General features: G+C 59.0%; 27 protein-coding genes and 2 tRNA genes. 17 read left to right on the top strand and 12 right to left on the bottom strand.

Features of this window, described 5'->3' with window-relative positions:
• Positions 1–39: 39 nt before the first annotated feature.
• The 4 genes from P8S53_RS08730 to P8S53_RS08715 all read right to left on the bottom strand — a co-directional run bounded on the left by P8S53_RS08730 (position 40) and on the right by P8S53_RS08715 (position 4,735).
• Complete coding sequence (locus P8S53_RS08730; RefSeq protein WP_277803579.1) at positions 40–1,293, bottom strand: cyclopropane-fatty-acyl-phospholipid synthase family protein; 1,254 nt, start codon at positions 1,291–1,293, stop codon at positions 40–42.
• Between the two features lie 31 nt (positions 1,294–1,324).
• A complete protein-coding gene (locus P8S53_RS08725) occupies positions 1,325–2,743 on the bottom strand; it encodes a deoxyribodipyrimidine photo-lyase (RefSeq protein ID WP_277803578.1) in 1,419 nt (472 codons plus the stop codon).
• A 69-nt stretch (positions 2,744–2,812) separates the two neighbouring features.
• On the bottom strand, positions 2,813–4,051 hold the full coding sequence (locus tag P8S53_RS08720; protein WP_277803577.1) for an aminotransferase class V-fold PLP-dependent enzyme: 1,239 nt from the start codon (positions 4,049–4,051) through the stop codon (positions 2,813–2,815).
• A gap of 69 nt (positions 4,052–4,120) precedes the next feature.
• Positions 4,121–4,735 carry a lytic transglycosylase domain-containing protein gene (locus P8S53_RS08715; RefSeq protein WP_277803576.1) on the bottom strand — a complete coding sequence of 205 codons (615 nt, stop codon included), beginning with the start codon at positions 4,733–4,735 and terminating at the stop codon, positions 4,121–4,123.
• Between the two features lie 188 nt (positions 4,736–4,923).
• On the opposite strand from P8S53_RS08715, the gene ssb reads away from it, so the two are divergent.
• From ssb to P8S53_RS08690, 5 genes are all read left to right on the top strand, one after another.
• Positions 4,924–5,418, top strand: a complete 495-nt coding sequence (gene ssb / locus P8S53_RS08710; protein ID WP_277803575.1) for a single-stranded DNA-binding protein — start codon at positions 4,924–4,926, stop codon at positions 5,416–5,418.
• A 45-nt stretch (positions 5,419–5,463) separates the two neighbouring features.
• Positions 5,464–5,537 (top strand) — tRNA-Gly (locus P8S53_RS08705).
• Between the two features lie 40 nt (positions 5,538–5,577).
• Positions 5,578–6,225, top strand: coding sequence for a pyrimidine 5'-nucleotidase (locus tag P8S53_RS08700; RefSeq protein WP_277803574.1), 648 nt, complete (start codon positions 5,578–5,580; stop codon positions 6,223–6,225).
• 76 nt (positions 6,226–6,301) lie between these two features.
• Positions 6,302–6,502 carry a hypothetical protein gene (locus P8S53_RS08695; RefSeq protein ID WP_277803573.1) on the top strand — a complete coding sequence of 67 codons (201 nt, stop codon included), beginning with the start codon at positions 6,302–6,304 and terminating at the stop codon, positions 6,500–6,502.
• A 104-nt stretch (positions 6,503–6,606) separates the two neighbouring features.
• Positions 6,607–7,797, top strand: coding sequence for a UbiH/UbiF family hydroxylase (locus P8S53_RS08690; protein WP_277803572.1), 1,191 nt, complete (start codon positions 6,607–6,609; stop codon positions 7,795–7,797).
• A gap of 462 nt (positions 7,798–8,259) precedes the next feature.
• On the opposite strand, the gene P8S53_RS08685 is transcribed toward P8S53_RS08690, so the two are convergent.
• Positions 8,260–8,565: a hypothetical protein gene (locus tag P8S53_RS08685; protein WP_277803571.1), complete on the bottom strand. Its 306-nt coding sequence runs from the start codon at positions 8,563–8,565 to the stop codon at positions 8,260–8,262.
• A gap of 168 nt (positions 8,566–8,733) precedes the next feature.
• On the opposite strand from P8S53_RS08685, the gene P8S53_RS08680 reads away from it, so the two are divergent.
• The 3 genes from P8S53_RS08680 to P8S53_RS08670 all read left to right on the top strand — a co-directional run bounded on the left by P8S53_RS08680 (position 8,734) and on the right by P8S53_RS08670 (position 10,883).
• A complete protein-coding gene (locus P8S53_RS08680; protein ID WP_277803570.1) occupies positions 8,734–9,081 on the top strand; it encodes a YigZ family protein in 348 nt (115 codons plus the stop codon).
• A gap of 78 nt (positions 9,082–9,159) precedes the next feature.
• Positions 9,160–10,299: an aminodeoxychorismate synthase component I gene (locus tag P8S53_RS08675; RefSeq protein WP_277803569.1), complete on the top strand. Its 1,140-nt coding sequence runs from the start codon at positions 9,160–9,162 to the stop codon at positions 10,297–10,299.
• Positions 10,257–10,883 carry an aminotransferase class IV family protein gene (locus P8S53_RS08670; RefSeq protein WP_277803568.1) on the top strand — a complete coding sequence of 209 codons (627 nt, stop codon included), beginning with the start codon at positions 10,257–10,259 and terminating at the stop codon, positions 10,881–10,883. Before P8S53_RS08675 ends, P8S53_RS08670 begins: the two co-directional genes overlap by 43 nt.
• Before the next feature lie 5 nt (positions 10,884–10,888).
• On the opposite strand, the gene P8S53_RS08665 is transcribed toward P8S53_RS08670, so the two are convergent.
• The 4 genes from P8S53_RS08665 to pdxH form a co-directional block, all read right to left on the bottom strand.
• Positions 10,889–10,965: transfer RNA gene (locus P8S53_RS08665), tRNA-Pro, on the bottom strand.
• Between the two features lie 81 nt (positions 10,966–11,046).
• Positions 11,047–11,529, bottom strand: a complete 483-nt coding sequence (locus tag P8S53_RS08660; protein WP_277803567.1) for a DUF192 domain-containing protein — start codon at positions 11,527–11,529, stop codon at positions 11,047–11,049.
• Complete coding sequence (locus P8S53_RS08655; RefSeq protein WP_277803566.1) at positions 11,529–12,089, bottom strand: cold-shock protein; 561 nt, start codon at positions 12,087–12,089, stop codon at positions 11,529–11,531. The genes P8S53_RS08660 and P8S53_RS08655 overlap by 1 nt, the downstream gene beginning before the upstream one ends.
• Positions 12,090–12,188: 99 nt before the next feature.
• Positions 12,189–12,794: a pyridoxamine 5'-phosphate oxidase gene (gene pdxH, locus P8S53_RS08650; RefSeq protein ID WP_277803565.1), complete on the bottom strand. Its 606-nt coding sequence runs from the start codon at positions 12,792–12,794 to the stop codon at positions 12,189–12,191.
• Between the two features lie 267 nt (positions 12,795–13,061).
• Between pdxH and fabI the strand changes: the two genes are divergently transcribed.
• Together fabI and gpt are read left to right on the top strand one after the other, a co-directional pair.
• The gene (gene fabI / locus P8S53_RS08645) at positions 13,062–13,883 is read left to right on the top strand and encodes an enoyl-ACP reductase FabI (RefSeq protein WP_277803564.1); all 822 of its coding nucleotides are present in this window, start codon (positions 13,062–13,064) and stop codon (positions 13,881–13,883) included.
• Between the two features lies 1 nt (position 13,884).
• Positions 13,885–14,385 (top strand): xanthine phosphoribosyltransferase, encoded by a 501-nt coding sequence (gpt, locus tag P8S53_RS08640; RefSeq protein WP_277803563.1) that lies wholly within the window; start codon positions 13,885–13,887, stop codon positions 14,383–14,385.
• 155 nt (positions 14,386–14,540) lie between these two features.
• Here gpt and scpB read toward each other — a convergent pair whose 3' ends face one another.
• From scpB to P8S53_RS08625, 3 genes are read right to left on the bottom strand one after another with little or no spacing between them, the layout of a single operon-like run.
• The gene (scpB, locus tag P8S53_RS08635) at positions 14,541–15,197 is read right to left on the bottom strand and encodes an SMC-Scp complex subunit ScpB (RefSeq protein ID WP_277803562.1); all 657 of its coding nucleotides are present in this window, start codon (positions 15,195–15,197) and stop codon (positions 14,541–14,543) included.
• A 9-nt stretch (positions 15,198–15,206) separates the two neighbouring features.
• Positions 15,207–15,986 (bottom strand): ScpA family protein, encoded by a 780-nt coding sequence (locus P8S53_RS08630; RefSeq protein ID WP_277803561.1) that lies wholly within the window; start codon positions 15,984–15,986, stop codon positions 15,207–15,209.
• Positions 15,987–15,995: 9 nt separating this feature from the next.
• Entirely contained in the window at positions 15,996–16,610 is a 615-nt protein-coding gene (locus P8S53_RS08625; protein WP_277803560.1) for a riboflavin synthase, read from the bottom strand.
• A gap of 180 nt (positions 16,611–16,790) precedes the next feature.
• Here P8S53_RS08625 and P8S53_RS08620 point away from each other — a divergent pair, with 180 nt between their 5' ends.
• The 7 genes from P8S53_RS08620 (at position 16,791) to P8S53_RS08590 (ending at position 25,633) form a co-directional block, all read left to right on the top strand.
• Positions 16,791–18,080, top strand: a complete 1,290-nt coding sequence (locus tag P8S53_RS08620; protein WP_306417789.1) for a capsule biosynthesis protein — start codon at positions 16,791–16,793, stop codon at positions 18,078–18,080.
• A gap of 129 nt (positions 18,081–18,209) precedes the next feature.
• Entirely contained in the window at positions 18,210–19,313 is a 1,104-nt protein-coding gene (locus P8S53_RS08615) for a polysaccharide biosynthesis/export family protein (protein ID WP_277803558.1), read from the top strand.
• Between the two features lie 4 nt (positions 19,314–19,317).
• Entirely contained in the window at positions 19,318–21,333 is a 2,016-nt protein-coding gene (locus tag P8S53_RS08610) for a capsular polysaccharide biosynthesis protein (RefSeq protein ID WP_277803557.1), read from the top strand.
• A gap of 54 nt (positions 21,334–21,387) precedes the next feature.
• Positions 21,388–22,302: a DMT family transporter gene (locus P8S53_RS08605; RefSeq protein WP_277803556.1), complete on the top strand. Its 915-nt coding sequence runs from the start codon at positions 21,388–21,390 to the stop codon at positions 22,300–22,302.
• Positions 22,303–22,468: 166 nt separating this feature from the next.
• Complete coding sequence (locus P8S53_RS08600; protein WP_277803555.1) at positions 22,469–23,578, top strand: TRAP transporter substrate-binding protein; 1,110 nt, start codon at positions 22,469–22,471, stop codon at positions 23,576–23,578.
• Between the two features lie 107 nt (positions 23,579–23,685).
• The gene (locus P8S53_RS08595) at positions 23,686–24,243 is read left to right on the top strand and encodes a TRAP transporter small permease subunit (RefSeq protein ID WP_277803554.1); all 558 of its coding nucleotides are present in this window, start codon (positions 23,686–23,688) and stop codon (positions 24,241–24,243) included.
• 1 nt (position 24,244) lies between these two features.
• Complete coding sequence (locus tag P8S53_RS08590; protein WP_277803553.1) at positions 24,245–25,633, top strand: TRAP transporter large permease subunit; 1,389 nt, start codon at positions 24,245–24,247, stop codon at positions 25,631–25,633.
• Positions 25,634–25,679 lie beyond the last annotated feature (46 nt).

Below are 25,679 nucleotides of genomic sequence, written 5' to 3'. Positions count from 1 at the left end.
TGTTTGACAGCTTAACAACCGCAGGTCTGGCATTGGGGCTTAGCTTTCGGTCGGTCGTTGCAATACCAGCTGTGTAACGTCGCAACTGCCTGATCGAAACGCACCTGCGCAGGATGTCAGGTAAAATTCCCACATCCGCCGAAAACGCGTGTCATACCCAAGTGCCGAAATTTCGGGCCATTTTTCCGTAAAGGTCTGATGCCAGCGCCGCAGGGTTTCTGAATAGCTTTGCCCGAAATCATGGGTATCGCTATAGACCAGCCCGCTGGCCTCGGCCACCCGCCGCACAGGTCCGGGCGCGCCCAACATTCCACCCGGAAAAATATATTTCTGAATGAAATCAACATGATTTCGGTAACTCTTAAACCGCTCATCCGGCACCATGATGATCTGAACTACCGCATTTGCGCTAGGTTTAAGCAGGTCACGCACGGATTTGAAATAGGTTGGCCAATAGGCTTCGCCCACCGCCTCGAACATCTCGATGGACGCGATACCGTCATACTGGCCGCGCGTGTCGCGGTAATCTTGCAGCCGGATCTCGACACGGTCCTGAACACCTGCGGCTGCGATACGCGCCACGGCATAATCGTGCTGTGCCTGCGAAATCGTCAACCCCGTGACCCTAAGTCCACGCCTGACGGCGGCGTATTCCGCAAACCCGCCCCAGCCGCAGCCGATTTCCAGAACACTATCACCGGCCCTGACGCCCATTCTGTCAACCATCGCGGCATATTTTGCCTCTTGCGCGGCTTCCAGACTTTCCTGTCCTGTCTCGAATAGCGCCGAAGAATAGGTCATGCTGTCATCCAGCCACAGCTTGTAGAAATCATTCCCCAAATCATAGTGATAGGCGATGTTCTTGCGCGCCTGTGTCCTGGAATTTGCACGCATCCAATGGCGCAGCCGTTCCACCGCGCGCACCAGTTTCATCGGCAACACCTCGTCATACAGCGACGGGTTGTCATCATTGATCAGGTCCATGAACGCTTGCAGGTCAGGCGTGCTCCAGCCGCCTTCCATGTAGCTTTCGGAAAACCCGATATCGCCTTCACGCACAAGGCGCGCAAACAGGTCGGGATCATGAACTGTTATTGCGGCAACATGGCCCGCCTGTTGCCCCTGAAACCGGAAAATACGCCCGTCCGGCAACGTGACATCCAGCCGCCCCTTGTTCAGGCGCATGGCCATCGCATGCGCCGCGCCAAAAAAACGCGGCAGGTTTTCCTGATTATCAAGTGTTGTCAGAACCTGTGGCATCATGGTGTCACATAATATTGTGTCGTCACGCATTGGCAATATGGTCCTTGTCCCTGTCGCATGTTCAAGATTTTTTATTTTTTTCATAGGCATCCAGTGCCCGCTTGCGCCCTTGTGCCAGATCGACCACTGGACCTGGCCGCTTGTCCTGTGCACTCAGCCCCCATGCGCGCGGGCAGGCATCGAAGAATGACAGTGCCGTGTCAGGCGGCGCATTGCTAAGTTCGGCAAGCCAGGCCCTGCGGTATCGGGCCTTCGGGTCGAATTTCTGCGCCTGCGTATCAGGGTTGAAAATGCGAAAATAGGGTGCGGCATCCGGGCCGGACCCCGCCACCCATTGCCAGCCCATGGCATTTGCGGCCGGGTCCCAATCCACAAGGCAGTGCGCGAACCAGTCCTGTCCGACACGCCAATGCACCAGCATGTGTTTTGTAAGATAGGATGCCACCAGCATGCGCGCACGGTTGTGCATGCGCCCAGTGACATACATCTCGCGCATGGCCGCATCCACAACATCAATGCCAGTGCGGCCCTGTTTCCAGCGCAACACAGCGCTGTTTGTGTCCTGCCACCCGAAGCCGTCCCAACCCTCGCGCCAGTTTTGCTTCGTGATATGCGGTGTGTGATAGATCAGATGATAGGCAAATTCGCGCCAGACCAGCTCTTTCAGGAAATGCTCGGCCCCCGGTTTGCCTGCATCCAATGCGTGCTGGCCTGCATGCCACATTGCAACCGGGCTGATTTCGCCATAAGTCAGGTTTTCCGACAGGCCAGAGCATACATCCCGATCCAGAAAGTCACGCTGGTCCTTATACTGTGCGACGTTGCAATCCATGAACCGCGCAAGCCGCGCCTGCGCTGCATCCTCGCCGATATGCAAATGCGCCCGCACCACGTCCGCCCCGCGATTCATCCCAGCCCCAAGGCCCCAATCCGCCAGATTATCGCTGTCAGGCCAATGCTCCGGCGCTTGTATCTGTTTGGGCGCAGGCAGTGATGCTGCGACATCCATATCCTTTACCGCGCGCCAGAATGGCGAATAGACCTGATAGAACTTGCCCTGCCCCGTCTGCACCTGCCACGGTTCAAACAGCAAATGGCCCGAATGGCTCTTGGCGTCGCAGCCCATGTCGCACAAGGCCGCCTTGACCTTCCTGTCGCGCTCAATCTGGTCAGGGTCATATTGCCGCCCCCACCAAACCGCTGATGCGCCTGTCTGCCTGACCAGATCACGCAGCACCTCAACCGCATCCCCTTTGCGCAATATCAGCCGCGCGCCGATACGTTCCAGATTTCTGGCAAATTCCTCCAACCCCAGCCCAAGGCGCCATCGGGGTGCCGCGCCCAAGGTTTCCACAAGGCCATCGCAAACAAAAACAGCAATCACAGGCCGCCCCGATGACACAGCCGCATGTAGCGCGGGATTGTCAGCCAGACGCAAATCCCGCCGAACCCACCATATAACAGGGGAAGTCTGTGTCACGTTGCCTCAAGCTTCATCTTGCTAAAAATACTCATATCCCCACACGGCGGCGTTCTTACCGGCGCGCTTTCACAAAACCTGATCTAGCGCCAGAATTAACGCGTCAAGATCATCGGGTGTCGTATAATGCACAAATGACAGCCGCAGCACACCATGTGCCGGTTCGATGCCCAACCCCTGCAATGCACGGTCGGCATAAAAGCTGCCTCCCCCCGCCATGATCCCCTTCGCGGCAAGGGCCTTGGCCAGTTCAAGGCCCGGACGGGCATGTTCCAGCGCGACCGTGGGCGCGCGGCCAGCCGCCTGTTCAGGCCCGATCAGGCGCAAGTCATTGCGACCCTTTACATAGTCCAGCAAGGGTTGCAGCACGCGCGTTTCATGCGCGCGCATCAGGTCATGCACCTGCGCCATGCGTGCGGCGTCATCCAGTCCCGCGCTTTGCTTGAAATGATGGGCATGCAGCGCATCAAAATAATCTGCCATACCTGCACAGGCCGCAATTTGCGCATGATCAGGTCCCGCAGGTGTGAAACGTTTGTAAAGCACATCGGCATTGAAATAATGCGCCTGATTGGGCAATTGCCCACCCAGATCACGGCGCACCACCATCAGGCCCTGATGCGGCCCATAGGTTTTATAGGCAGAAAACAGATAGATATCTGCCCCCAACGCCCCCACATCCGGCAGGCCATGCGGCGCATAAGACACCCCGTCCACGCAAGACCAGATACCCGCGCGCCGCAACCCGTCACAGATTTGCGCAACCGGATTGATTTCACCCACAACATTCGAGCAATGCGGGAAACATACAAGCCGCACCTTGTCATCTATCAAGTGCCAAAGTGCGTCTGCGTCCAGATGGCCGCTGGCGGGGTCGATCTGCCATTCGCGCACGGTGATCCCGCGCGCCTCCAGCCGTCGCCAAGGGCCTGAATTCGCTTCATGGTCCTGATTGGTCACGACAATCGCATCACCCGGCGACAGCATTTCGCCAAAGGCCTGCGCCAGCACATAGGTATTGGCACTGGTCGAGGGGCCGAAGCTCAGCTCGTCACTCTCCACGCCCATCATTGCGGCCAGACGGGTGCGCGCCTCGTCCATCTCGGCCCCGGCGGCCTGCGACGCGGCATAAGCGCCATAGGGCTGAACCTTGCGTTCATGATAATAGCGAAACAGCCGGTCGATCACCGGCTTGCAGGTATAAGACCCGCCCGCGTTTTCAAAGAAGCGCTGGCCATCCAGCGCGGGCTGCGCAAACGCCGGAAACATGTCACGAACGAAATCTGTATCAAGTGCGGGAGTGGTCATTGCAGGGTTTCCCTTGGTCGGTTTTCCCTGCCAGTCTGCGTTGTCGAACCGGCGGACACAACCCGCAGCTTACCCCGCGCCCAGAATCACCCGGACATAATGCTGGGTTTCCGCAAACGGGGGAATGCCACCATGCGCTTCTACCGCGCCGGGGCCTGCGTTATATGCCGCAAGCGCCAGTCGCCAATCGCCAAATTTGTCATACATCATGCGCAGATAGCGCGCACCACCATCCAGATTTTGCTGCGGGTCATGCGGATCGACACGCAGCATCTGTGCCGTTCCAGGCATCAACTGTGCCAACCCGATCGCGCCTTTATGCGACACCGCAGCGGCATTCCAGCGGCTTTCCTGATGCACCAGACGCAAGAACAGATCTTCGGGAATTCTGTGCCTGCGCGCGGCACCGCGGGCCAGTTCGGCGAACGCACCCATTTCGGGGCCGGAATAGCGCGGAATGGCAGGTTCGTCCTGCGCCTTGTCACGCGCATTCGGCAACAACCGCACAGAAGCGGAATATTGTTCAGACAAACGCCCGTCGATGACACGCGATGCGCGCGATACCACATCGGACCGCCCTGCCCCGTCACCGCCGCGCGACAGGCTAAGCCCCTGCCCGAACACATCGGACGGGGTAGATGTGAAGATCATCGCAAGGCCGGATAGTAGAATGACTAAGCGCATAGCGAAGCTTATTACCGCAAATCAGCAAACAGAACTATAGGCAAAATACACATCAGACCCGCCAAAATCCGCGAATTTTACCCAGCTATCCGCCTGGCGCTGCATTCCTTGCTTTACGCCGCGCGGCCAATGATAGAAAACAGCCCCTAAACCAAACGCAGATTCTAGATGACACGCAGGGGGCTTATATGGCTGGATCGGTGAACAAGGTAATTTTGATTGGCAATCTGGGGCGCGATCCTGAAGTGCGCACATTCCCTGATGGCGGCAAGATCTGCAACCTTCGCATTGCAACATCCGAACGCTGGCGCGACCGGGCCTCTGGTGAACAGCGAGAGCGCACTGAATGGCACAATGTCGTGCTGCGGGGCGAAGGGCTGGTCCGTGTGGCCGAGCAGTATTTGCGCAAGGGCTCGAAAATCTATGTCGAGGGCACGCTGCAAACCCGCAAATGGCAAGACCAAAGCGGTCAGGACCGCTATTCCACAGATGTGGTGGTTGCAGGCATGGGCAGCACACTGACCATGCTGGACGGGCGCGGCGAAGGTGGTGGCGGCGGCGGATCCGCAGGGGGCAGCGGCGGCGGGCAGGACCGCGATCAGGGCTATGGGGCCAGCTATGGCAGCGCGGGCAGTTCCGCACCGGCAGGCCCGTCCGACATGGATGACGAAATTCCGTTCTAAGCCCCGCTTGACGGGTCCGGCGTCGCAGGCTAATGAGGCGCCAATGCGGGTGTAGCTCAATGGTAGAGCAGCAGCTTCCCAAGCTGAATACGAGGGTTCGATTCCCTTCACCCGCTCCAATCCCGACAGTGGTGCAAGGGGCAAGGCAAAGGGGCCGCAATGGTATCTGATTCCTTCTCCCATATCCGTGGCTGGGTCTTTGATCTGGACAACACGCTGTATCCCCCCGAAATTCGCCTGTTCGACCAGATCGAGCAACGCATGACCACCTTCATGATGCAGGAACTGAAGGTAGATCATGCCAGCGCGAACCGGTTGCGTCAGCACTATTGGGCAACCTATGGCACGACGCTTGCCGGACTGATGCAGTGCCATGGCATTGAACCTGACCCTTATCTGCACAACGTTCATGACATCGATTTTTCAGTGATCGCACCGGACCCGAACCTGCGCGACCGGATCGCAGGCCTGCAAGGGCGCAAGATCGTCTATACCAACGGGTCCCGCGACTATGCCAATAAGGTGCTGGACGCGCGCGGCCTGTCGGGCATTTTTGATGCGGTCTACGGGGTCGAGAATGCCAATTACAGGCCAAAGCCTGAACGCGCCGCGTTCGAGCATGTATTTGCGCAAGACGGGATTGACGTTAGCACCGCCGCAATGTTCGAAGATGACCCCCGCAATCTTGCGGCCCCGTTCGAGATGGGCATGCGCACAGTGCATGTCGCACCGCAAAGCCATGCCTCTCCGTTCATTGATCACCATACGGATGACCTGACAGCGTTCCTGACGCTTCTGGGCAAGTAGCGCGGCATCATGTCACGCAGCTTTGCGGCGGCGGAAAAACTATATCCCTCATAATCAAATACCGGAGATTATGAAAATGACCATGACAGCCACTCAGCCAGCCAATACCCCGACATTCCTGAAGAACGAACCTTGGGGCATCTGGGCAGGCATCCTGTTTGTGATTGCCACACTGGTGACAGCGATTGTGACCATGGGGCTTCCGGGGTTGGTGCTGGTCATGGTGCCTGCGGCACTGGGCATGCTGGCACTGCTGTGCTTCATCGTGTTCGGGTGACACGGGGCGACGCAACTGATTTATTGCCGGATGCTGCCTTTGGCCGCATTGCACCTGCCCGCCATAGCGCTAATGTCTGACCCAAGCTTGATAAAGGGTAAGATATGCGTGAAACAGTTGATATTGTGGTTTCGGGCGGGGGAATTGCGGGTCTAACCGCGGCAGCAGCATTCGGATCGCAGGGCTACAGCGTGCTGTGCGTTGACCCCACGCCACCCGTCATGGCCGAAGCAGACCCCAGTTCAGATTTGCGCACAACGGCGTTTTTGCAGCCATCGGTCAAGATACTGGAAACGGCGGGGCTTTGGCACAGGTTCGCCGCCCATGCCACACCCTTGCAGGTGATGCGCATCGTCGATGCGGGCGGCGACACCCATGAGCCGCGTGTCAGCCATGATTTCAACGCAGCCGATATTTCTGACCAACCCTTTGGCTGGAACCTGCCCAACTGGCTGTTGCGGCGCGAATGCGTTGCACGGCTGGAGGAGTTGCCGAATGTCACCTTTCGGCCGGGTGTCGGGACCAAATCCCTGCTCACGCGTGAAACTGCGGCATTGATAGGGCTGAGTGATGGAACTTCTGTATCGGCGCGGCTGTTGGTCGCGGCGGACGGTCGCAATTCACCCATGCGCGCCGCACTTGGGATCGGGGTGCGCACAACCCGTTTCGGGCAAAAGGCCCTTGCCTTCGCGGTGACCCACCCCATGCCCCATGACAATGTTTCCACCGAAATCCACCGTTCTGGCGGGCCATTTACCCTTGTGCCGCTGCCCGACCGCGATGGCAAACCCTGCTCTGCCATCGTCTGGATGGAAACCGGACCAGAAGTTGCCCGCCTTGCCGCCCTGCCCGATGCAGAATTCGAGGCAGAGATGAACATACGCTCTTGCGGGGTGTTGGGGGAGTTGCGACTGGCAACACGCAGAACAGTCTGGCCGATCATCAGCCAGATCGCCGAGCGCTTCAACGGGGAACGCACAGCATTGATGGCAGAAGCGGCCCATGTGGTGCCCCCAATCGGCGCGCAGGGGCTGAACATGTCACTGGCGGACCTGACAGCACTTGTCGACTTGGCCACGCCCGACAATTTGGGATCTGCTGAAATGCTGCGCGCCTATCACCGCAGGCGCTACCCTGATGTTGCACTGCGTGTCGCTGGCGTGGGCATGCTGAACCGCGCGTCCATGATCGCGGCGCAACCGATGCGGGATATGCGCGCCAGAATGCTGGACATGATGTATTCGACATCCCCCGTTCGCCACGCCCTGATGAAAATGGGCATTGGTGTCAGCTAGGGCATGATGCGATCAGGTTGACGCATCCGGGTTGTGTGGGGGGGGCGGCGTTTTGCGGGCAGCCCCGGCGCGGAATCAAGGCCGCAGGCCGCCGCGAATTGCCATCCATGCGCGCCCATCTGACATAACAATCCTACAGGGCATTGCGAAAACGCGGGGCTATTTTACACCGCGCGGGGCTGCACCGAACGCCGCTGGCGTTACGTTACCGCGTCGCTGGAACCTGCGCCACGCGATGAAAAATCTTTCAAACCGAACTATGCCTTGAACTGCACCGAAGTGCTGCTTATCTTCATGGGTGGCAGGTGCTGCTCTTCTCGTGTGTAGCCCTTTTCCAGTGGCCGATAAGCATCTCCGAGGGAGCTGGCTCTGACATGGTCCTGGCCTTGTTATCTGGTGCCCACCTGAACACTCAGGCTCTCGGGAAATTCACGCCACCACGGTTGCTGCGGGCCTGCCACCTTACGATTTTTCCGAAATTCTGATCCGCACCATATCGCTGTGATGCACGCCGTCACCGCCATGATGGTCGTCATCATCATCATCTTCAAACCCCATGCGCATTATGCGAATCGCAAACTGCGCGCCGGCAAAAACCAGACCGTTGAAAAAGAAAATCAGGAACAAACCCAGCAACCCGTCGCTTGATCCAAACACCAGACGTTGCAGATTGCCGATGTTGAAATAGATCAGGATCGCGGTGAATACCGCAGACAGGCCAAACCCTATCGCCACCTGCTGTATGTAGAGTTTGACAAGTTTTGGCATTTCATCTTCCTGACATGGCGGCTTGGATCTGATGATAAGCACGCAGTGTTCAAACACAAGGGATGCTCGCAGATCCAGACCAATTGTCGCGGGCATCCGCTGGTTGCAGCGGGGCGCGGGCACCGCATATAACTTGCCCCCAATGGCTTTAGCACCTATCCAGCGCACATGCGCATTCTGAACAATATCGTCACTGATCGCGGGTCGAAATACGCCGTGTCCGGTGGTCCCTGCCGCGACAGTGACGCGGCACGCAAATTTGTGGCCTTGCTGAAACAGGACCGGAAATTCGCAAAGGCCACGCATAACAGCTGGGGCCTGATCTGCGCGGATGGTCCGTTGAAAAGTGATGATGGCGAAGCGGGGGCTGGCATGACAATCCTGCGGATGCTGGAACGTGAAGGGCTGCGCGACCATATTATTGTCGTCACACGCTGGTATGGCGGAAAACACCTTGGCGGTGACCGTTTTCGGCATGTGCAAACGGCGGTGCGGCATTATATGGCGCAGATGTAGACTGCCGCGACCCGAAATGACCGCAAGACCCAGATACCTGCAAAACACCGAATATCTGCAAGACAAGGCATCCCGCCCGTGATCGTGATAGAACATGGCCCCGAAGGCCAACCCGCGCTTTTTGAAACGCCAAGCCAGATACTGGTCGCGTGGCAACCGCAAGATGTGCGCCCCGTGCTGGCCCGGGCAGAGCGCGCACGCCGCGAGGGCGCATGGATTGCCGGCTATCTTGCCTATGAGGCCGGCCATGTGTTTGAGGAACGGTTGCACAGCTCGCTCAAGGCTGATGGTAGTGCGCCTTTGGTCGTGCTGGGCTGTTATGATGCACCGGCATCTGCCGACGTGGTTCTGCAACACGCCGCAGAAACTGCGGCGGCGGCACGGCTTGCCCCTTTGCGCCCTGTGGTGGACCGCGCGGCCTATGACCATGCCTTCGCACGGCTGCAAGACTATATCGCGGCGGGCGATTGCTACCAGATCAACCTGACCTTTCCGCTTGCAACCGCGTTGGTGTCGGGCACAAGGCTGGGCTTGTATGGGGCGTTGCGCGCCCGTCAATCTGTAGGCTTTGGGGCCTTTATTGATGTCGGAACAGGGCCTGCCATCATCTCGCGCAGCCCGGAATTGTTCTTTCATGTGACAGGTGGCATCATCGAAAGCCGACCCATGAAAGGAACCGCACCGCGCAGCCCCGACCCCGTGCGCGATGCGGCCTTGTTGCAGGAGTTGCTGGACAGCGAGAAATCACAGGCCGAAAACCTGATGATCGTCGATCTGTTGCGCAATGACATTGCCCGCATTTCCGAGGTCGGGTCTGTCCATGTGCCGGAACTTTTTGCCATCGACAGTTTCGCCACCGTCCACCAGATGAGCAGCCGGATTCAGGGGCGCTTGCGCGACGGGGCCGACCTGCCGGGCCTGATGGCGGCATTGTTTCCCTGCGGTTCCATCACGGGGGCGCCGAAAATCCGCGCCATGCAGATCATCGCAGAACTCGAACCCCATCCGCGCGGCGTCTATTGCGGGGCGATCGGCTGGGCCGCACCATCGGGGGATCAATGCTGGTCCGTGGGCATCCGGACCTTGCGCATGTCGCCAGACGATCAGATACTGGCAAATGTGGGCGGCGGCGTGGTTCAAGACAGCACCGCCACCGGCGAATGGGAGGAAGCGTTGTGGAAAGCACGCTATATGCAGGCGCTGATCAACCCGGACTGAAACTGATTGAAACCATGTATTGGGACGGGCACGCCACGCGCAACTGGCCACTGCATCTGGCAAGGCTGCAAGCGGGCGCGCGCGTGCTGGGGTGGTCGTGCCCGCAACCGGTGATACACGGCCCCGGCCACCCCGCCAGATTGCGCCTGACACTGGATGCGCATCGCACAGTCAAGATAGAATCACACGCCCTGCCCCCTGCTGCCAAACTTTGGCGCATAGGTCTGGCACAAGAACGCCTGAATTCATCAGACCCATGGCTGCGCATCAAATCAACTCGTCGCGCAATATATGACAATGCGCGCGCAACCCTTCGCAGTGATCTGGATGAACTGATTTTTCTGAATGAACGCAATGAGGTATGCGATGGAACCATCACCACTGTCTTCTTTGACCGTGGTGCAGGGCTGCGCACACCGCCGCTAACGTCCGGCTTGCTGCCCGGTGTCTTACGTGCGTCACTTGATTGTCCCGAAGAACCCTTGTTGGCAAGCGATCTGCCACATGTGCGCCTATGGGTTGGAAACGCTTTGCGCGGCCTGATACCGGCAAGCTATATTACAGCACAAAATACCAGTATTTGAATGAATGGTCGGGGCGATAGGATTCGAACCTACGACCTACGGTACCCAAAACCGTCGCGCTACCAAGCTGCGCCACGCCCCGACTGAGGGCTATGTAACGAGGTTGCCCGCCCAAGAAAAGAGGCAATCTTGCCTTTGGCAGAAGAAACCGCATCGCATAGCGTTATGGATCACAAGGCCAGAGCGCAATAGCGTCATCAAGACGCGGGTGGCGCAGCTCTGACCCGACATCGATGCCCATTGAACGCGCCAATCCACCGTTGATTTCCAGCACCATCAAAACATTATCCCCACCGGGAATCGGCGTTGTGTCATGCGGGATGGCGTTGTGATGCACATGTGTCACAGCGCCCGTCGGATCGACAAAAATCATGTCCAGTGGAATCAAGGTGTTGCGCATCCAAAACGACGGGCTGGTCGGTGCCTCGAATATGAACAGCATGCCCGCAGATCTTGGCAGGTGTTCGCGATTCATCAGCCCCTTTGCGCGCAGCGCTTCGGTATCGGCCACCTCTATGCTGAAGCGCGCCTGCCCCCAATCGCCGCGCAAGTCGACACGTTCCGCACTGCATGCCGCCTGAAGCGGCCCGCCTGCGGCCAGCACTGCCATTGAAAACAATGCAATCGCGACAACGCGGCGAAACATCAGGCACCACCTGCAATATCAGTGCCTTGACGCAGATGCGGCATGCTCGCTTCCCACGGTTCGATCGACACGGCCATACGCCCACGCTCCCCTTCGGACACGCGTATCGCCAGCGCTTCGCCCGGCTGCAATTCGGCCAAACCGGCGCGGCGCAGGGTTTCCATATGGACAAATACATCTTCGGGCTTGCCAAATACATTGGCGAACCCGAACCCCTTGACCTTGTCAAACCACTTGACGCGCGCAGGCTCCAGCGGGATGGACATATCCACACCAGAGGCCGCCGCATCAGTATCATCAACGGCCGCACCTTCCTCGCCTTCGGGCGGCAGCACTTCCAGCACCTCAACCGTCTGAAGGCCGCGTGCCGTCTTCTGCGCATTGATGGTAATGCGCGCACCATCACACACAGAATTCAGTCCGAAATTGCGCAGCGCATTCGCATGCAACAAAATATCCGACCCTGCACCGGCGGCCACGATAAACCCGAACCCTTTGCTGGGGTCAAACCATTTGACGACACCGGAATATTGTTCTGTCGTCTCTTCAGGCGAAGTCATGTTTACTTGTTCCACATCTCATATTTGTATCGATCACGGCATGTCCATCCGCTTGCTCCGCCGGATTTCAACAGCATCATAACGCCACGCGCACGTCGATCAAGGTGATAGTCGCGTGACAGTCCACGCATCGGCAAGCGTTGTCCTGTGCCACCGGAAACGATCATGCAACCTGAAATCGCCATCCGCCCAGAATTCGATTTCAACCGGCGATATCCGGTAACCGCCCCAGAATGGCGGGCGCGGCGGGTTGGTCCCGTGACGCATGGTCTGGCGTGCCACCTCTGCCATCAGATCAGTGCGTGCCCCCAATGGTTGCGACTGACGAGAGGCCCACGCGCCAAGCCTGCTCTTGAGCGAGCGAGAGGCAAAATAGGCATCGGCTTCCTGCCCTTCAACGCGCGCAGTCACGCCCCGAACCCGTATTTGCCGGCGCAGTGATTTCCAGTGAATGACAAATGCCGCCTTGCCCGCTGCCTCAATTTCCTGCGCCTTGACGCTGCCATAGTTGGTATAAAAGACAAAACTGTCGTCCAATATGTCCTTTAACAGCACCATTCTTACATTTGGTAGACCATCGGCATCCACCGTGGACAAGGCAATTGCATCGGGGTCATTGGGTTCAACCGCCTGCGCCTCGGCCAACCAGGACCTGGCAAGCGCAAACGGGTCATCACCTGCAAAAATTCCGCTTCGCGTGCTCACGTATCCTCCGTCCCTAATTTCAAGGGGGTCACGCGCATCGCATTTGCCATGCTTCGATCTCCTCTAAAATTATGACAAAATGAAAATGTGCCATTTGTATTCATGATGCGCACAGTTTGCGCAACCCCTGAAGGACGGATTGCGGCACTCGAATGCGAAGATAGGGATCACATTTTATGCCTTCTCCCCCAAACAGGCTGACTTGCGCGGCCCCTGCGCTTGGCCTAAAGCAGAATTAACAGCTTACCAGCAAGGAGCGACAGGACAATGGCACAATTGATGAGCGGCAAGCGCGGCCTTATCATGGGGCTTGCAAATGACAAGTCCATTGCATGGGGCATAGCCAAAGCCCTTGCCGAGCACGGTGCCGAACTGGCCTTCGCCTATCAGGGCGAGGCATTGAAAAAGCGCGTGCTGCCGCTGGCCGCGAGTCTGGGAACGCCGCATCTCTTTGAGTGTGACGTGACGGACATGGCCTCGGTTGACGGGGTGTTTGACGGGTTGGAAAAACTCTGGGGCAGCATCGATTTCGTGGTCCATGCAATTGGGTTCTCGGACAAGAACGAATTGCGCGGGCGCTATGTGGACACCTCGCGCGACAATTTCGCCATGACGATGGACATCTCGGTCTATTCCTTCACGGCTGTGTGCAAACGCGCGGCCAAGCTGATGCCCGATGGCGGCAGCCTGCTGACCATGACCTATTACGGGGCCGAACAGGTGATGCCGCATTACAATGTCATGGGCGTGGCCAAGGCTGCACTGGAAGCGTCCGTCAAGTATATCGCCGAAGACCTTGGCAAGGACGGCATCCGCTGCAACGCCATCAGCGCAGGTCCGATCAAGACGCTGGCGGCAAGCGGTATCGGTGATTTCCGCTACATCATGAAATGGAATGAACTGAACTCGCCGCTGCGCCGCAATGTCACACAAGAAGAAGTCGGCAAGGCTGCACTTTATCTGCTGTCGGATCTCGGGTCCGGCACAACGGGCGAGAATCTGCATGTGGACGCGGGCTATCATGTCGTCGGCATGAAAGCGGTTGACGCCCCCGACATCGATGTTGTCACCGGCAAGAAGGACGCCTGACATGACCGACCGCCTGCCCCATGAAAAAGGCTTCCACATCAGCTGGGACCAGATTCACCGTGACAGTCGCGCACTGGCCTGGCGGCTGGACAAACAAGGCCCCGATGGCGGGCAATGGCGGGCGGTCGTCGCCATCACCCGTGGCGGGCTTGCTCCTGCCATGATCATATCGCGCGAACTCGACATTCGCGTGGTCGACACTATCAGCGTCAAATCCTATGACCATCAGTCACAGGCCTGCGCCGAAGTGCTGAAATCACCGCAGCCCGAAATGATGGGCGACGGCGAAGGTATCCTGATCATCGACGATCTGGTCGATACCGGAAAAACGCTGGAACTTGTGCGCCGGCTCTATCCCAAAGCACATTTCGCCACCGTCTACGCCAAACCACAGGGTCGCGACATGGTCGACACATTCATCACCGAAGTCAGTCAGGACACATGGATTTTCTTTCCATGGGACATGGCGCTGCAATATGTGGAACCCTACCGCGGCACCTGATCGCGCAGCCCTCGCACAGAACTGGAACCATTGCAGTTTCATTCTGGCACAAATATCCCCGAAAATCCGGGTTTCTTAAGGGGGGCTTGCCCCCCTTGAGGCAGGGGGTTTGGGGGGCGGCAGCCCTCCAAGGCCCCCTTTCGGAACACGCGCCCTCAATCCTCGAACAATTCGGATTGTCCGGTTTCAGGGCTGTCATCATCCTCGTCATCGCCAGGCGCATCGCGCCCGGGCATTGGCCGGCTGTCCAGCAGGCCCGCCTCGCGCAATTCACGAAGGCCGGGCAGATCGCGCGATGATTCCAGCCCGAAATGATCCAGAAACTCTGTCGTCACAACAAAGGTCACAGGCCGCCCCGGTGTCATCCGCCTGCGCCCCAGACGAATCCATTCCAGCTCCAGCAACTGGTCTATTGTGCCGCGCGAAACCGCAACACCCCTGATTTCCTCAATCTCGGCGCGGGTGACAGGCTGGTGATAGGCAATGATCGCCAATGTCTCTATCGCCGCGCGGGACAGCTTGCGGATTTCCACACGTTCAGCCTGCATCAGATATGCCAGATCGGGGGCTGTGCGCATGGCATAGGCATCGCCAACCCGCACCAGATTGACGCCCCGCCCCTGATAGCGCGTGCGCAGATGCGCTAAGGCTTCCGCAGCATCGCAGCCATGCGGCAATCGCGCCGCAATCATCGCCTGCGACAGCGGCTCGGTGCTGGCAAACAGGATGGCTTCGATCATACGCTCCTGCTCGGCCATGGGGGGCGCGGGAAACAGGCTTTTGTCACTGGTGTCTGCGGGCTGCTGGCTCATGATGGCGTCTTATTGCCCTGCCCGTCTGCGCAAATGCAAGGGGGCAAAGGTGTCGGACTGGCGCAATTCGATCTGGCCTTGCTTGGCCAGCTCCAGCGTGGCTGCAAATGTGGATGCCATGGCCGATCTTTTGCGCGCGGGCGCACCGCGCCAGCCTTCGGGCAGATAGGCTTGCAGACTTGTCCAGTCCGCAGCCCCCGGCACCATGCGTGACAACCGCTCCAATGCGGCCTCCAGCGGGTAGATATCGGTTCTGTCAAACGCATAGGGGCGGAATTCGTCGCGGGTGCGCAGCCGCGCATAGGCCCGCATCAGGTCCAGCAGGCTGGCGTCAAACACGGTCTTGCGGTTCACCGCCAGCGGTTGCGGCGCGCCACGCGCAAAGAAATCGCGCCCCTTCTGGTCACGCCCCATCAGGCGTGCGGCCGCTTCGCGCATGGCTTGCAGCCGTTCCAGCTGAAACGCCAGATGCGCGGCCAGTTCTTCGCCGGACGGGCCTTCTTCGGTCGGGTCCGGTGGCAGCAGCAGGCGCGATTTCAGATAGGCCAGCCAGGCCGCCATCACCAGATAATCGGCGGCCAGTTCGATGCGCAATTCCCGCGCTTTTTCAACGAAAACCAGATATTGCTCGGCCAGTTGCAACACCGAGATGCGGCGCAAATCCACCTTCTGGGTGCGCGACAGCATCAGCAGCAGGTCAAGCGGGCCTTCGAACCCGTCGACATCGACTATCAACGCCTCTGCGGCGCGACGCTCTGCAATACTGTCCTGAACCCAATCATCTGTCATGGGTGCAGTCTAGGACGCCTTGCGCGACCTGTCCATCCTGTCCCAGTCGCGCAGGCGGGCGACATAGCGCGCCATGGTGTCAACTTCCAGATTGATGCGGTCGCCAAGCGCCACATCGCCCCATGTCGTGACCTGTTTGGTATGCGGGATCAGGTTTATCCCGAATTCAGCGCCGTCAACTTCATTCACCGTCAGGGAAGTGCCGTTCAGTGTCACCGACCCTTTGGGCGCGATAAACCCCGCAAGGCTGTCGGGGGCACGCAGGCGCAGCCGTGTGCTGCCCCCCTCGCCTTTCAGCGCCACCACCTCTGCCAGTCCGTCGACATGGCCGGACACAATATGCCCGCCCAACTCGTCGCCCACTTTCAGCGCGCGTTCCAGATTGACGCGGCGGCCGTTTTTCCACGCACCCAGATTTGTCTTGGCCACGGTTTCCGCCGATACCTGCACTTCATACCAGTCCGGCCCCAGTGCCACCACAGTCAGGCAAACCCCGTCCGAGGCAATGGACGCCCCCAGATCAATCTTGTCCGTGTCATAAGATGTGCGGATGCGCGCGCGCAGATCCCCTTCCTGCACAAGATCCGAAACAACGCCAATATCCGTAATGATGCCTGTGAACATGACCTGATGCCTTCTGTTGCCGCGTTTTCCTGACCTAGACCGCAGCTTGTGCGATGGCAAGCCTGCCATAGTGATGCCGTTTTTGTTTACTATGTTGCTGACAGTCTGGCGCTTGGCGTTTAAGGGTTTGGGAATACGGCGTTTTGTTGGTAAGTGAAGCAATTGCAGGCTTGGTGTGACATGCGTATAAGTGGCGAGGGCCGGTGCTTCCTGCTGTTACAGGGACCACATGGACCATTTTTCAACAGATTGGGCAGAATGCTGCGGCAAACCGGCGCGCAGGTCTGGCGCGTTGGCTTCAATCAGGGCGATGCCGTATTCTGGCGCGACAAGGCGCATTACCTGCCCTTTACCGATACGCCGGAAAACTGGCCCGACAGGTTCCGCGAAATTTTGGCCAGCCATCAGGTAACCGATATCGTTCTTTATGGTGATGTGCGCCCCATCCATGCACAAGCCGTCAGCATTGCAAAAACCGCCGGTGTCACAATCCATGTCTTTGAAGAAGGATACCTGCGCCCCTACTGGATCACCTATGAACGCGGCGGCTCCAACGGGAATTCCGCGCTGATGGACATGTCCATCCGGGCCATGCGCCGCGCCCTGCGCAAAAGCGAGTTGGAACTGCCTGACCCGCCCGCCCATTGGGGGGATATGCGCCATCATATCTTTTACGGGGCGCTTTATCATTTCTGTGTGCTGGCACTGAACCAGCGCTACCGCCATTTCCGCCCCCATCGCGCGCTTGGCGTGGCGCAGGAATTCGCGCTGTATCTGAAACGGCTTTGGGCCATGCCGCTGACATCGTTGCAGCGCCGCGTTGCGTCATGGCGCATTCGCAATGGCGGGTTTCCCTATCATCTGGTGTTGTTGCAGCTTGAACATGACAGCAGCTTTCAGGCGCACAGTCCGTTCACCACAACAGTTGAATTTCTGGAACTTGTGTTTGACGGTTTTGCCAAGGGTGCGCCGCGCCATCATCACCTTGTCATCAAGGCGCACCCGATGGAAGACGGGCGCGCGCCGCTACAGGCGGCGATTGTGAAACTGATACAGGCCCACGGGCTGAAGGGGCGCGTGCATTTCGTGCGCGGCGGAAAACTGGCCGCACTTCTGAACCACGCACGGTCTGCCGTGACGGTAAATTCCACGGCTGCGCAGCAGGTCTTATGGCGCGGAATGCCACTGAAAATCTTTGGCCGCGCGGTCTATGACAAGCCGGAATTCGTATCAGATCAGGGGATAGAGGCATTTTTCGCACACCCCGCCCGCCCCGATGCACGCGCCTACAGGGATTACCGCCGCTTCCTGCTGGAAACGTCACAAGTTCCAGGTGGATACTATTCTTTGCGGGGCCGCCGGCAATTGATGCGACATGTAGTAGATTTGATGCTGGTCCCTGATGACCCCTATACGGCGCTTTTGCGCGGCGACGCGGCACCAAGGCAACAGGTGCGCAAGGTGAAGTAACCGCCAAGCCATTAAACCGCTTGGCGAAAACGCCCCAAGCCTGTATGAATGTAGAATAATTAACAGAGGCATGTCCTTTTCAAAGGAGCCCGAGCAGTGTTTGCTTTGTCTTTAAAATGGGGTCATTCAATGGCCCTTCTGGCGGCTTTGGCTGTCGCGTCTTCGTGTGGCGTTTCCCGCGATGGCCCCACCAAGAACGAAATATTTGCCGGGTCGGTCATGCGGTCGGGCGATGCGCATATTATCGGGGTCACACGGCAGGTCGCACAGGCCGCAAACCGTCCTGCCGCACTTGGGTTCAGCCACGCGCTGAAGGCAGGCGCATTGGTGGGGGGCGACACAATCCGTCCCGGTGACACGATCCGCCTGAATGTTTATGAAAACGTCCCCGAAGGGTTGCTGGCCCCCGAAACCGCCAATAACGCCATCATCGAGGAATTGCAGGTCGATGATGCAGGGTTTATTTTCGTGCCATATGCAGGGCGCGTGCGCGCGGCAGGCCATTCCCCTGATGCGTTGCGCCGTATCCTGACACAGGCACTTGACGAACAGACCCCGGAACCGCAGGTCGTGGTGTCGCGCGAAGCGGGCGACGGGTCAAGCGTGTCGGTGTCCGGCGGTGTCAATGTGCAGGGCGTCTATCCCATTACGCGCGCGACGGGGCGGCTAAGTGCAATGGTTGCACAGGCGGGCGGCATCAACATCCCGCTGGAAACCGCACAGGTTCTGGTGACACGCGGAAACCGGCAGGACAGCGCGTGGCTGGCGGATATCTTCTCAAATCCGTCGCTCGATATCGCGTTGCGCGGTGGCGACCGTGTGCTGGTAAAAGAAGATCAGCGTGCATTCTCGGTGCTGGGCGCGACCGGCGCATCCAGTCGCATGGTATTTGACACACAGACCATTTCTGCAATCGATGCACTCGCCATGGTTGGCGGGCTGGACCCGCTGCGCGCGGACCCCAAGGGCGTGTTTATCTTCCGCGATGAAGTGCCCGAAGTCGCAAAATCCATTCTGGGTCATCAGAACATCGTGACCGATCAGCGCTTCGTCTATGTTCTGGATCTGACTGCGCCCACAGGCATGTTCGACGCGCGTGATTTCAAAATCCGCGATGGCGACACCATTTTCGTGACCGAAGCAAGTTCCGTCCTGTGGGCTCGCCAGATTTCGGCGCTGACAGGGTCGCTGACGGCTGCATCTGTCGCACGCAGCGCAGCTACCGGCGACTGAGCCAATGCGCGCCTTTGGGCCGCAAGACATCCATGCCTTCAGCGGGGGCTTTCTAGGCCCCCGCCCCGCAGCGCGCCGCATCCGCAAAATCATGGGTCTGGCGGGCCTGCGCGTCCGGTTGGGATGGCCGGACAGCACAGGGATTGTCGCCGTGTGGGGGCATGCCCCACGCGCGACCCGCGGCGAGGGAGTGGCACGGCGCACCGGCGCATCCCTTATTCGCATCGAGGATGCGTTTCTACGCTCGCTTTTTCCCGGTCGCATGGGCGAGCCGCCGATTGGCCTGCTGATCGATCGCAGCGGTGTGCATTACGACCCGTCGCGCCCCAGTGATCTGGAAACCCTGCTGGCCACGCACCCCTTTGATGACCACGCGCTGATCGAACGCGCGCGCCGTGGCATGGCGCGGATGAAGACGCTTGGTCTGTGCAAATACGCAGCACATGATCCAGATGCCGCCCTGCCACCGCCGGGCTATGTGCTGGTCGTCGATCAGGTGCGCGATGACGCAGCGCTGCGCCACGGGGGGCTTTCGGGCGCAGTCCCGGACCATGTGTTCCGCGAAATGCTGGTGCAGGCACAACTGGACCACCCCGGCGCGCGCATCATCATCAAGACCCATCCTGAAACGGCACGCGGGTTGCGGCGCGGCTATTTCGGCCCGCTAGACTGCACATCCCCCAATATCACTCTGATGGACAGCATGCCATCAGGCTGGGCGCTGCTGGACGGGGCGATTGCAGTCTACACTGTGTCATCACAGCTTGGGTTCGAAGCCATATTCGCAGGCCATAGACCCCATGTTTTCGGCCTGCCCTTCTATGCCGGATGGGGACTGACGCAGGACCAGATACCCCATCCCCGCCGCCGCCGCATATTGACGCGCGCGCAGCTTTTCGCGGGTGCGATGCTGCTTTATCCCACATGGTATGACCCGTGCCGCGACTGCCTGTGCCAGTTCGAGGATGTTGCTGACCATCTGGAAGCCCTGATCCGCGCATGGAGAGAGGATCATCGCGGATATGTCGCGCTGCACATGCGGTTGTGGAAACGCCCACATCTTCAGGCATTTTTCGGGCGCTGGACAAGGTTGCATTTTGCCAGACACATTTCCAGACACAAGGGAAACACCGCGCGGCGCGTGATGGTCTGGGGCACAACACCCGCGCCCGATGGGCCGGTGACCCGCGTTGAGGATGGCTTTCTACGCTCGCGCGGGTTGGGGGCGGAACTGACACCGCCGCTGTCCCTGATTGCCGATGATATGGGCCTGTATTATGACCCGCGCACACCATCGCGGCTGGAACAGCTGCTGTCGCGCCCCCTGCCTGCCGGTGGCGAAGCCCGCGCACTGACCCTGATAGCTGCGATCCGCAAGGCCGCGCTAAGCAAGTATAACCTGAAAGGCACCACCCCCGCCCTGCCCGATGGACACCGCATTCTGGTGCCCGGTCAGGTCGAGGATGATGCGTCAGTCCGGTTGGGCGCAGGGCGGATCGCCACCAATCTGGCATTGCTGCGCGAAGTGCGCGCCCATAATCCCGACGCCGTGATCGTGTATAAACCCCATCCCGATGTCGAAGCGGGCCTGCGCCCCGGCGCCCTGCCCGCCGACACCGCGCTGCAATTCGCCGACATGGTGCTAGGGCGCGCAGACCCCGCATGGTTGCTGGATCAGGTGCAGGAGGTGTGGACCATGACATCCACATTCGGGTTCGAAGCGCTGTTGCGCGGTGTCCCCGTCACCACAACAGGCGCGCCTTTCTATGCGGGCTGGGGGCTGACGCGCGATCTGGGCGATGTGCCGGAACGCAGGTGCGCGCGCCCCACATTGGCAGCATTCGTGCATGCCACGCTGATTGATTATCCCCGCTATATCGACCCGCTGACGGGCCTGCCCTGCCCGCCGGAACTGGCGGTGGAAAGGTTGCAAGGTGGCGGCCTGCCCAAAGCGCCCGCCTTGCGCATGCTGGCAAAACTGCAAGGGCTGCTGGCCAGTCGCGCGCATCTTTGGCGTTGACGCGGCCAGTTGGTGGCTTACACCTGCGCGACGTGTAAAACCCCCGAGGCAAAGTTGAACCAAGCCCCCAACCACCCCATCAAGGCCGCATTCTGGATGTGCGGCGCCATCGCATCCTTTATCGCGATGGCCGTGTCCGGCCGTGCAATCCAGACGGTGCTGGATTCGTTTGAACTGATGTTCTGGCGCTCGCTTATCGGGTTCGCGATTGTCTGCGTCCTTGTGGTGGTTTCCACACGGTCCCTTGCAACCGTTGGCCCCGTGATCCGCCCGACCCGCCCCGCATTGCACCTGACGCGCAATATTTTCCATTTCGCGGGACAAAACCTGTGGTTTTACGGTCTGATGGTCATTCCGTTGTCCCAACTGGTCGCGCTGGAATTCACGATGCCGATCTGGGTGGCCCTGCTGGCCCCGCTGGTGCTGGGAGAGGTGTTCACCCGCAAGCGCCTGACTGTGGCCTGTCTGGGCTTTGTGGGGGTTTTGATTGTCGCACAACCTGGCGTGCAACCCTTGAACTCGGGGCATCTGGCGGCAATTCTGGCCGCTGTCGGATTTGCCATGAACCTGATGCTGACAAAACGCATCATGCGCCATGACGGGGTTTTATGCGTTTTGTTCTGGATGACACTACTGCAAACGGTGTTCGGGCTGGCGCTGGCGCAGATTGGCGGGTTCACATGGCCCCCTGCGGCAATTTGGCCCTGGCTGGCAATCATCGGCATAACCGGATTAAGCGCGCACTATTCCCTGACCACCGCACTTAGCCTTGCGCCCGCATCAACCGTGGCGCCCATGGAATTTTTGCGCCTGCCCCTGATCGCGCTTGTGGGCGTCTGGCTGTATGCCGAAGCGCTTGATCCGCTGGTTTTCGCAGGTGCGGCGATCATTGTTCTGGCGAACTGGATCAATATCAGGCGCACGCGGCCGCGCGCACAGGCAGATCGCGTGAACCCGCCGCCGACCTGACCATGTGGCGCGGGCGCAAGGTTTCATCGTTTAGCGCCTGCGGGTGCGAAAGCAAAGTGTTTGCCCGCGCAAAAAAAATGTTCAATCCTGCCCCGCACTATGGTCTATAGGGGACACCCGCCATCAATGGCGTGTGAATGATAAAAAAACACCATGGGAGGAAATCATGGATCGTCGTTCCTTTTTGAAAACCTCGGCACTCGGGGGCAGTGCGGCTGCCGCGACTTCGCTGGCTGCACCTGCTGTCGCGCAGGGCCGGATTACATGGCGCATGGTCACCACATGGCCGCGCAACTTCCCCGGTCTGGGCACAGGCGCGCAGCGTGTGGCCGACCGCATTACCGCCGCATCCGATGGCGCATTGACCGTTGAAGTGTTTGCCGCAGGCGAAATGGTGCCCGCGTTGCAATCGCTGGATGCCGTTATCGACGGCTCTGCCGAGATGAGCCACGGCGCCGCCTATTACTGGCAGAACAAATCCGTGGGCCTGTCCTTCTTTACCGGTGTGCCCTTCGGCATGACATCGCGCGAGTTGGCGGCATGGATGCGCATTCTGGGCGGTCAGGAACTTTGGGACGAAGTCTATGACCAGTTCGGTCTGCAAGGCTTCATGTCCGGCGACACCGGCACACAGGCGGGCGGCTGGTTCCAGGACGAACTGACCGGCATCGAAGATATTCAGGGCATGCGCTTCCGCACGCCGGGTCTGGGTGGTCAGGTCTGGCAGAAGATGGGCGCTAGTGTGACCAACCTTGCCGGTGGCGAAATTTTTGCAGCCCTGCAATCGGGCGCGCTGGATGCGGCTGAATTCGTCGGTCCCTATAATGACCGCGCGCTTGGCTTCCATCAGGTGCGCAAGCATTACTACACATCATCGTTCATTGAACCCGGCCTGGCCACAGAACTGGTCGTGGACAAGGCCAAGTATCAGGCCCTGCCAGAGAATTTGCAGGCCATCATCCGCGATGCCTGTCAGGCGGAATATGACGAAGTGCCGTCAGAATTCTATGCCAATGACCCGATCGCGCTGGCCGACATGGTCGACAACCACGGCGTGACCGTGCACCGCGACTGGCCCGACAGCATTCTGGAAGCAGGTGCAAACGCATCACGCGAATTGCTGGTGGAAATTCTGGACAGCGCGGACCCGATCAGCAAGCGCGTTGCCGAAGGATTTGTCAAAAACCTGAACCTGTTGCGGACACGGACGGAAAACACCGACCTGACCTTCGCACTGGCACGTCAGAAATATTTCGATATTTCCGATCTGGGTTAAGCTTGGGCTTGCCTGAGCAAGCATAGAATGACAAATGGTCCTGGCCCGTGTCAGGACCATTTTCACACGACCCTTACCCCCTTCCGCCCCCCGCTTTGGAGGATGACGTGACAGCGCTTTCTTATCTGATGCGCCTGATCAACCTGATCAACAGAGTGCTTGGCAATCTCTTCATGTGGCTGGCCACCGGTATTGTGATTGTCTGTTTCTGGGTTGTGGTGGAACGCTATATGTTCAGCACCACACGCCTGTGGATGCAGGATTTATACCCGTGGATGAACGGCATGATGTTCACGGCGGTCGCGGGCTATGCGCTGTATCGCAATGATCATGTGCGGGTGGATATTTTTTACAGGCCGGCCTCGACCCTGCGCAAGGCATGGCTGGATTTGTTGGGCGTGTGCATATTCCTGCTGCCTTTTGCGTGGGTTGTCTGGTCTTATTGCTATACATTCGTGATGCGTTCCATCGGGCTTGTGGAAGCATCATCCAACCCCGGCGGCATGCAGGGGCTGTTCGTGCTGAAAAGTTTCATTCTGGTATTCGCAGTAACCATCGGGCTGCAAGGCATTGCCATGGCGATCCGGTCCATCCTGATTATTGCAGACCGTGAAGACCTGATACCCGCCGATTACCACTATAAATACGATACGGAGCAAGCCTGACATGGATCCTGTGCTGATCGGTGAAATCCTTGCGGGATTGATGTTCTTCGGGGTCATTGGCTTCTTGCTGCTGGGCTTTCCGGTGGCGTTCACGCTGGCGGGCACGTCCATTCTGTTTGCCTATATGGGGCTGTATTTCGGCGTGTTCGACATGTCGAACCTGCGCGCGCTTGCCGGGCGGTATACCGGCTACATGATCAACGAAGTGCTGGTCGCGGTGCCATTGTTCATCTTCATGGGGGTCATGCTGGAGCGCAGCAATATTGCCGAGCAATTGCTGTCCACCATGGGGCGGCTGTTTGGCAATATGCGCGGGGGTCTGGGCATTTCGGTTATTCTGGTGGGCGCGCTGCTGGCGGCGTCCACGGGCGTGGTGGGGGCAACTGTGGTCACCATGGGGCTGATCTCGCTGCCTGCGATGATGCGCGCGGGCTATGATCCGAAACTGGCCTGCGGGTCAATCTGCGCGTCGGGCACATTGGGCCAGATCATCCCGCCATCGACTGTGCTGATCTTCATGGGGGACATGATTGCGGGCATGAACAGCCAAGTCCAGATGAGCCTTGGCAATTTTGCCCCCAAGACCGTGTCGGTGGGTGATCTGTTCGCAGGCGCAATGATTCCGGGCCTGCTGCTGGTGGCGCTCTATATCAGCTATATCATTTTCAAGGCCATCACCGACCCGCAATCATGCCCTGCAACCCCTGTCCCCCCCGAAGAAAAGGCGGGCCTGTGGAAAGAGATCCTGTTTGCGCTGGTCCCGCCATTGTTACTGATCGGTGCGGTTCTGGGGTCCATCCTTGGCGGTATCGCCACGCCGACCGAGGCTGCATCGGTGGGCGCTGTGGGGGCCACGCTGCTGGCCGCAATGCGCTGGCGGTTGTCGTTCAGGGTCTTTACCGAGGTGGCGCGGCGCACGGCCGTGGTAACATCGATGATCTTTATCATCCTGTTTGGTGCATCCGTTTTTGCCATCGTCTTTCGCCAGATGGGCGGCGACAATCTGGTGCGTGAATTCCTGACCACCATGCCGGGCGGCGCGATGGGCGCGATGGTCACCGTCATGATCATCATGTTCGTGCTGGGTTTTATTCTGGACACGTTTGAAATTATCTTCATCGTTCTGCCCATCACCGCGCCAACGCTGCTGCTGCTGGGCGTCGATCCGGTCTGGCTGGGCGTGATGATCGGGGTGAACCTGCAAACGTCATTCCTGACACCGCCTTTCGGGTTTTCCCTGTTCTATCTGCGCGGGGTGGCACCCAATTCCGTCAGCACGGGCATGATCTACAAAGGGGCAATTCCTTTTGTGATATTGCAGATTGTGGCGATTGCGCTGCTGTTCATATTCCCCGGTCTGGTTCTTTGGTTGCCATCCATCCTGTTCTGACACCCGCAGCCCCGTCCGCGTGATCTGGCAAGAATGCCGCAGCCTG

This window comes from Roseinatronobacter sp. S2 (assembly GCF_029581395.1).
In the GTDB taxonomy this organism is placed as follows: domain Bacteria; phylum Pseudomonadota; class Alphaproteobacteria; order Rhodobacterales; family Rhodobacteraceae; genus Roseinatronobacter.
The sequence above is the reverse complement of the archived record's forward strand: the minus strand, read 5'-3'. Positions and strand labels throughout refer to the sequence as shown.

Bases quoted from the DNA above. Each gene is read 5' to 3' on its own strand.
- P8S53_RS08655 (WP_277803566.1), bottom strand. From the start codon at position 12,089: ATGACTTCGCCTGAAGAGACGACAGAACAATATTCCGGTGTCGTCAAA.
- P8S53_RS08615 (WP_277803558.1), top strand. From the start codon at position 18,210: ATGGCCCTTCTGGCGGCTTTGGCTGTCGCGTCTTCGTGTGGCGTTTCC.
- P8S53_RS08700 (WP_277803574.1), top strand. From the start codon at position 5,578: ATGGTATCTGATTCCTTCTCCCATATCCGTGGCTGGGTCTTTGATCTG.
- P8S53_RS08610 (WP_277803557.1), top strand. From the start codon at position 19,318: ATGCGCGCCTTTGGGCCGCAAGACATCCATGCCTTCAGCGGGGGCTTT.
- P8S53_RS08715 (WP_277803576.1), bottom strand. From the start codon at position 4,735: ATGCGCTTAGTCATTCTACTATCCGGCCTTGCGATGATCTTCACATCT.
- P8S53_RS08680 (WP_277803570.1), top strand. From the start codon at position 8,734: ATGCGCATTCTGAACAATATCGTCACTGATCGCGGGTCGAAATACGCC.
- fabI (WP_277803564.1), top strand. From the start codon at position 13,062: ATGGCACAATTGATGAGCGGCAAGCGCGGCCTTATCATGGGGCTTGCA.
- scpB (WP_277803562.1), bottom strand. From the start codon at position 15,197: ATGAGCCAGCAGCCCGCAGACACCAGTGACAAAAGCCTGTTTCCCGCG.
- P8S53_RS08690 (WP_277803572.1), top strand. From the start codon at position 6,607: ATGCGTGAAACAGTTGATATTGTGGTTTCGGGCGGGGGAATTGCGGGT.
- P8S53_RS08590 (WP_277803553.1), top strand. From the start codon at position 24,245: ATGGATCCTGTGCTGATCGGTGAAATCCTTGCGGGATTGATGTTCTTC.
- P8S53_RS08685 (WP_277803571.1), bottom strand. From the start codon at position 8,565: ATGCCAAAACTTGTCAAACTCTACATACAGCAGGTGGCGATAGGGTTT.
- ssb (WP_277803575.1), top strand. From the start codon at position 4,924: ATGGCTGGATCGGTGAACAAGGTAATTTTGATTGGCAATCTGGGGCGC.
- P8S53_RS08720 (WP_277803577.1), bottom strand. From the start codon at position 4,051: ATGACCACTCCCGCACTTGATACAGATTTCGTTCGTGACATGTTTCCG.
- P8S53_RS08630 (WP_277803561.1), bottom strand. From the start codon at position 15,986: ATGACAGATGATTGGGTTCAGGACAGTATTGCAGAGCGTCGCGCCGCA.
- P8S53_RS08600 (WP_277803555.1), top strand. From the start codon at position 22,469: ATGGATCGTCGTTCCTTTTTGAAAACCTCGGCACTCGGGGGCAGTGCG.
- P8S53_RS08730 (WP_277803579.1), bottom strand. From the start codon at position 1,293: ATGCGTGACGACACAATATTATGTGACACCATGATGCCACAGGTTCTG.
- P8S53_RS08660 (WP_277803567.1), bottom strand. From the start codon at position 11,529: ATGTTTCGCCGCGTTGTCGCGATTGCATTGTTTTCAATGGCAGTGCTG.
- P8S53_RS08620 (WP_306417789.1), top strand. From the start codon at position 16,791: ATGCGTATAAGTGGCGAGGGCCGGTGCTTCCTGCTGTTACAGGGACCA.
- gpt (WP_277803563.1), top strand. From the start codon at position 13,885: ATGACCGACCGCCTGCCCCATGAAAAAGGCTTCCACATCAGCTGGGAC.
- P8S53_RS08625 (WP_277803560.1), bottom strand. From the start codon at position 16,610: ATGTTCACAGGCATCATTACGGATATTGGCGTTGTTTCGGATCTTGTG.
- P8S53_RS08695 (WP_277803573.1), top strand. From the start codon at position 6,302: ATGACCATGACAGCCACTCAGCCAGCCAATACCCCGACATTCCTGAAG.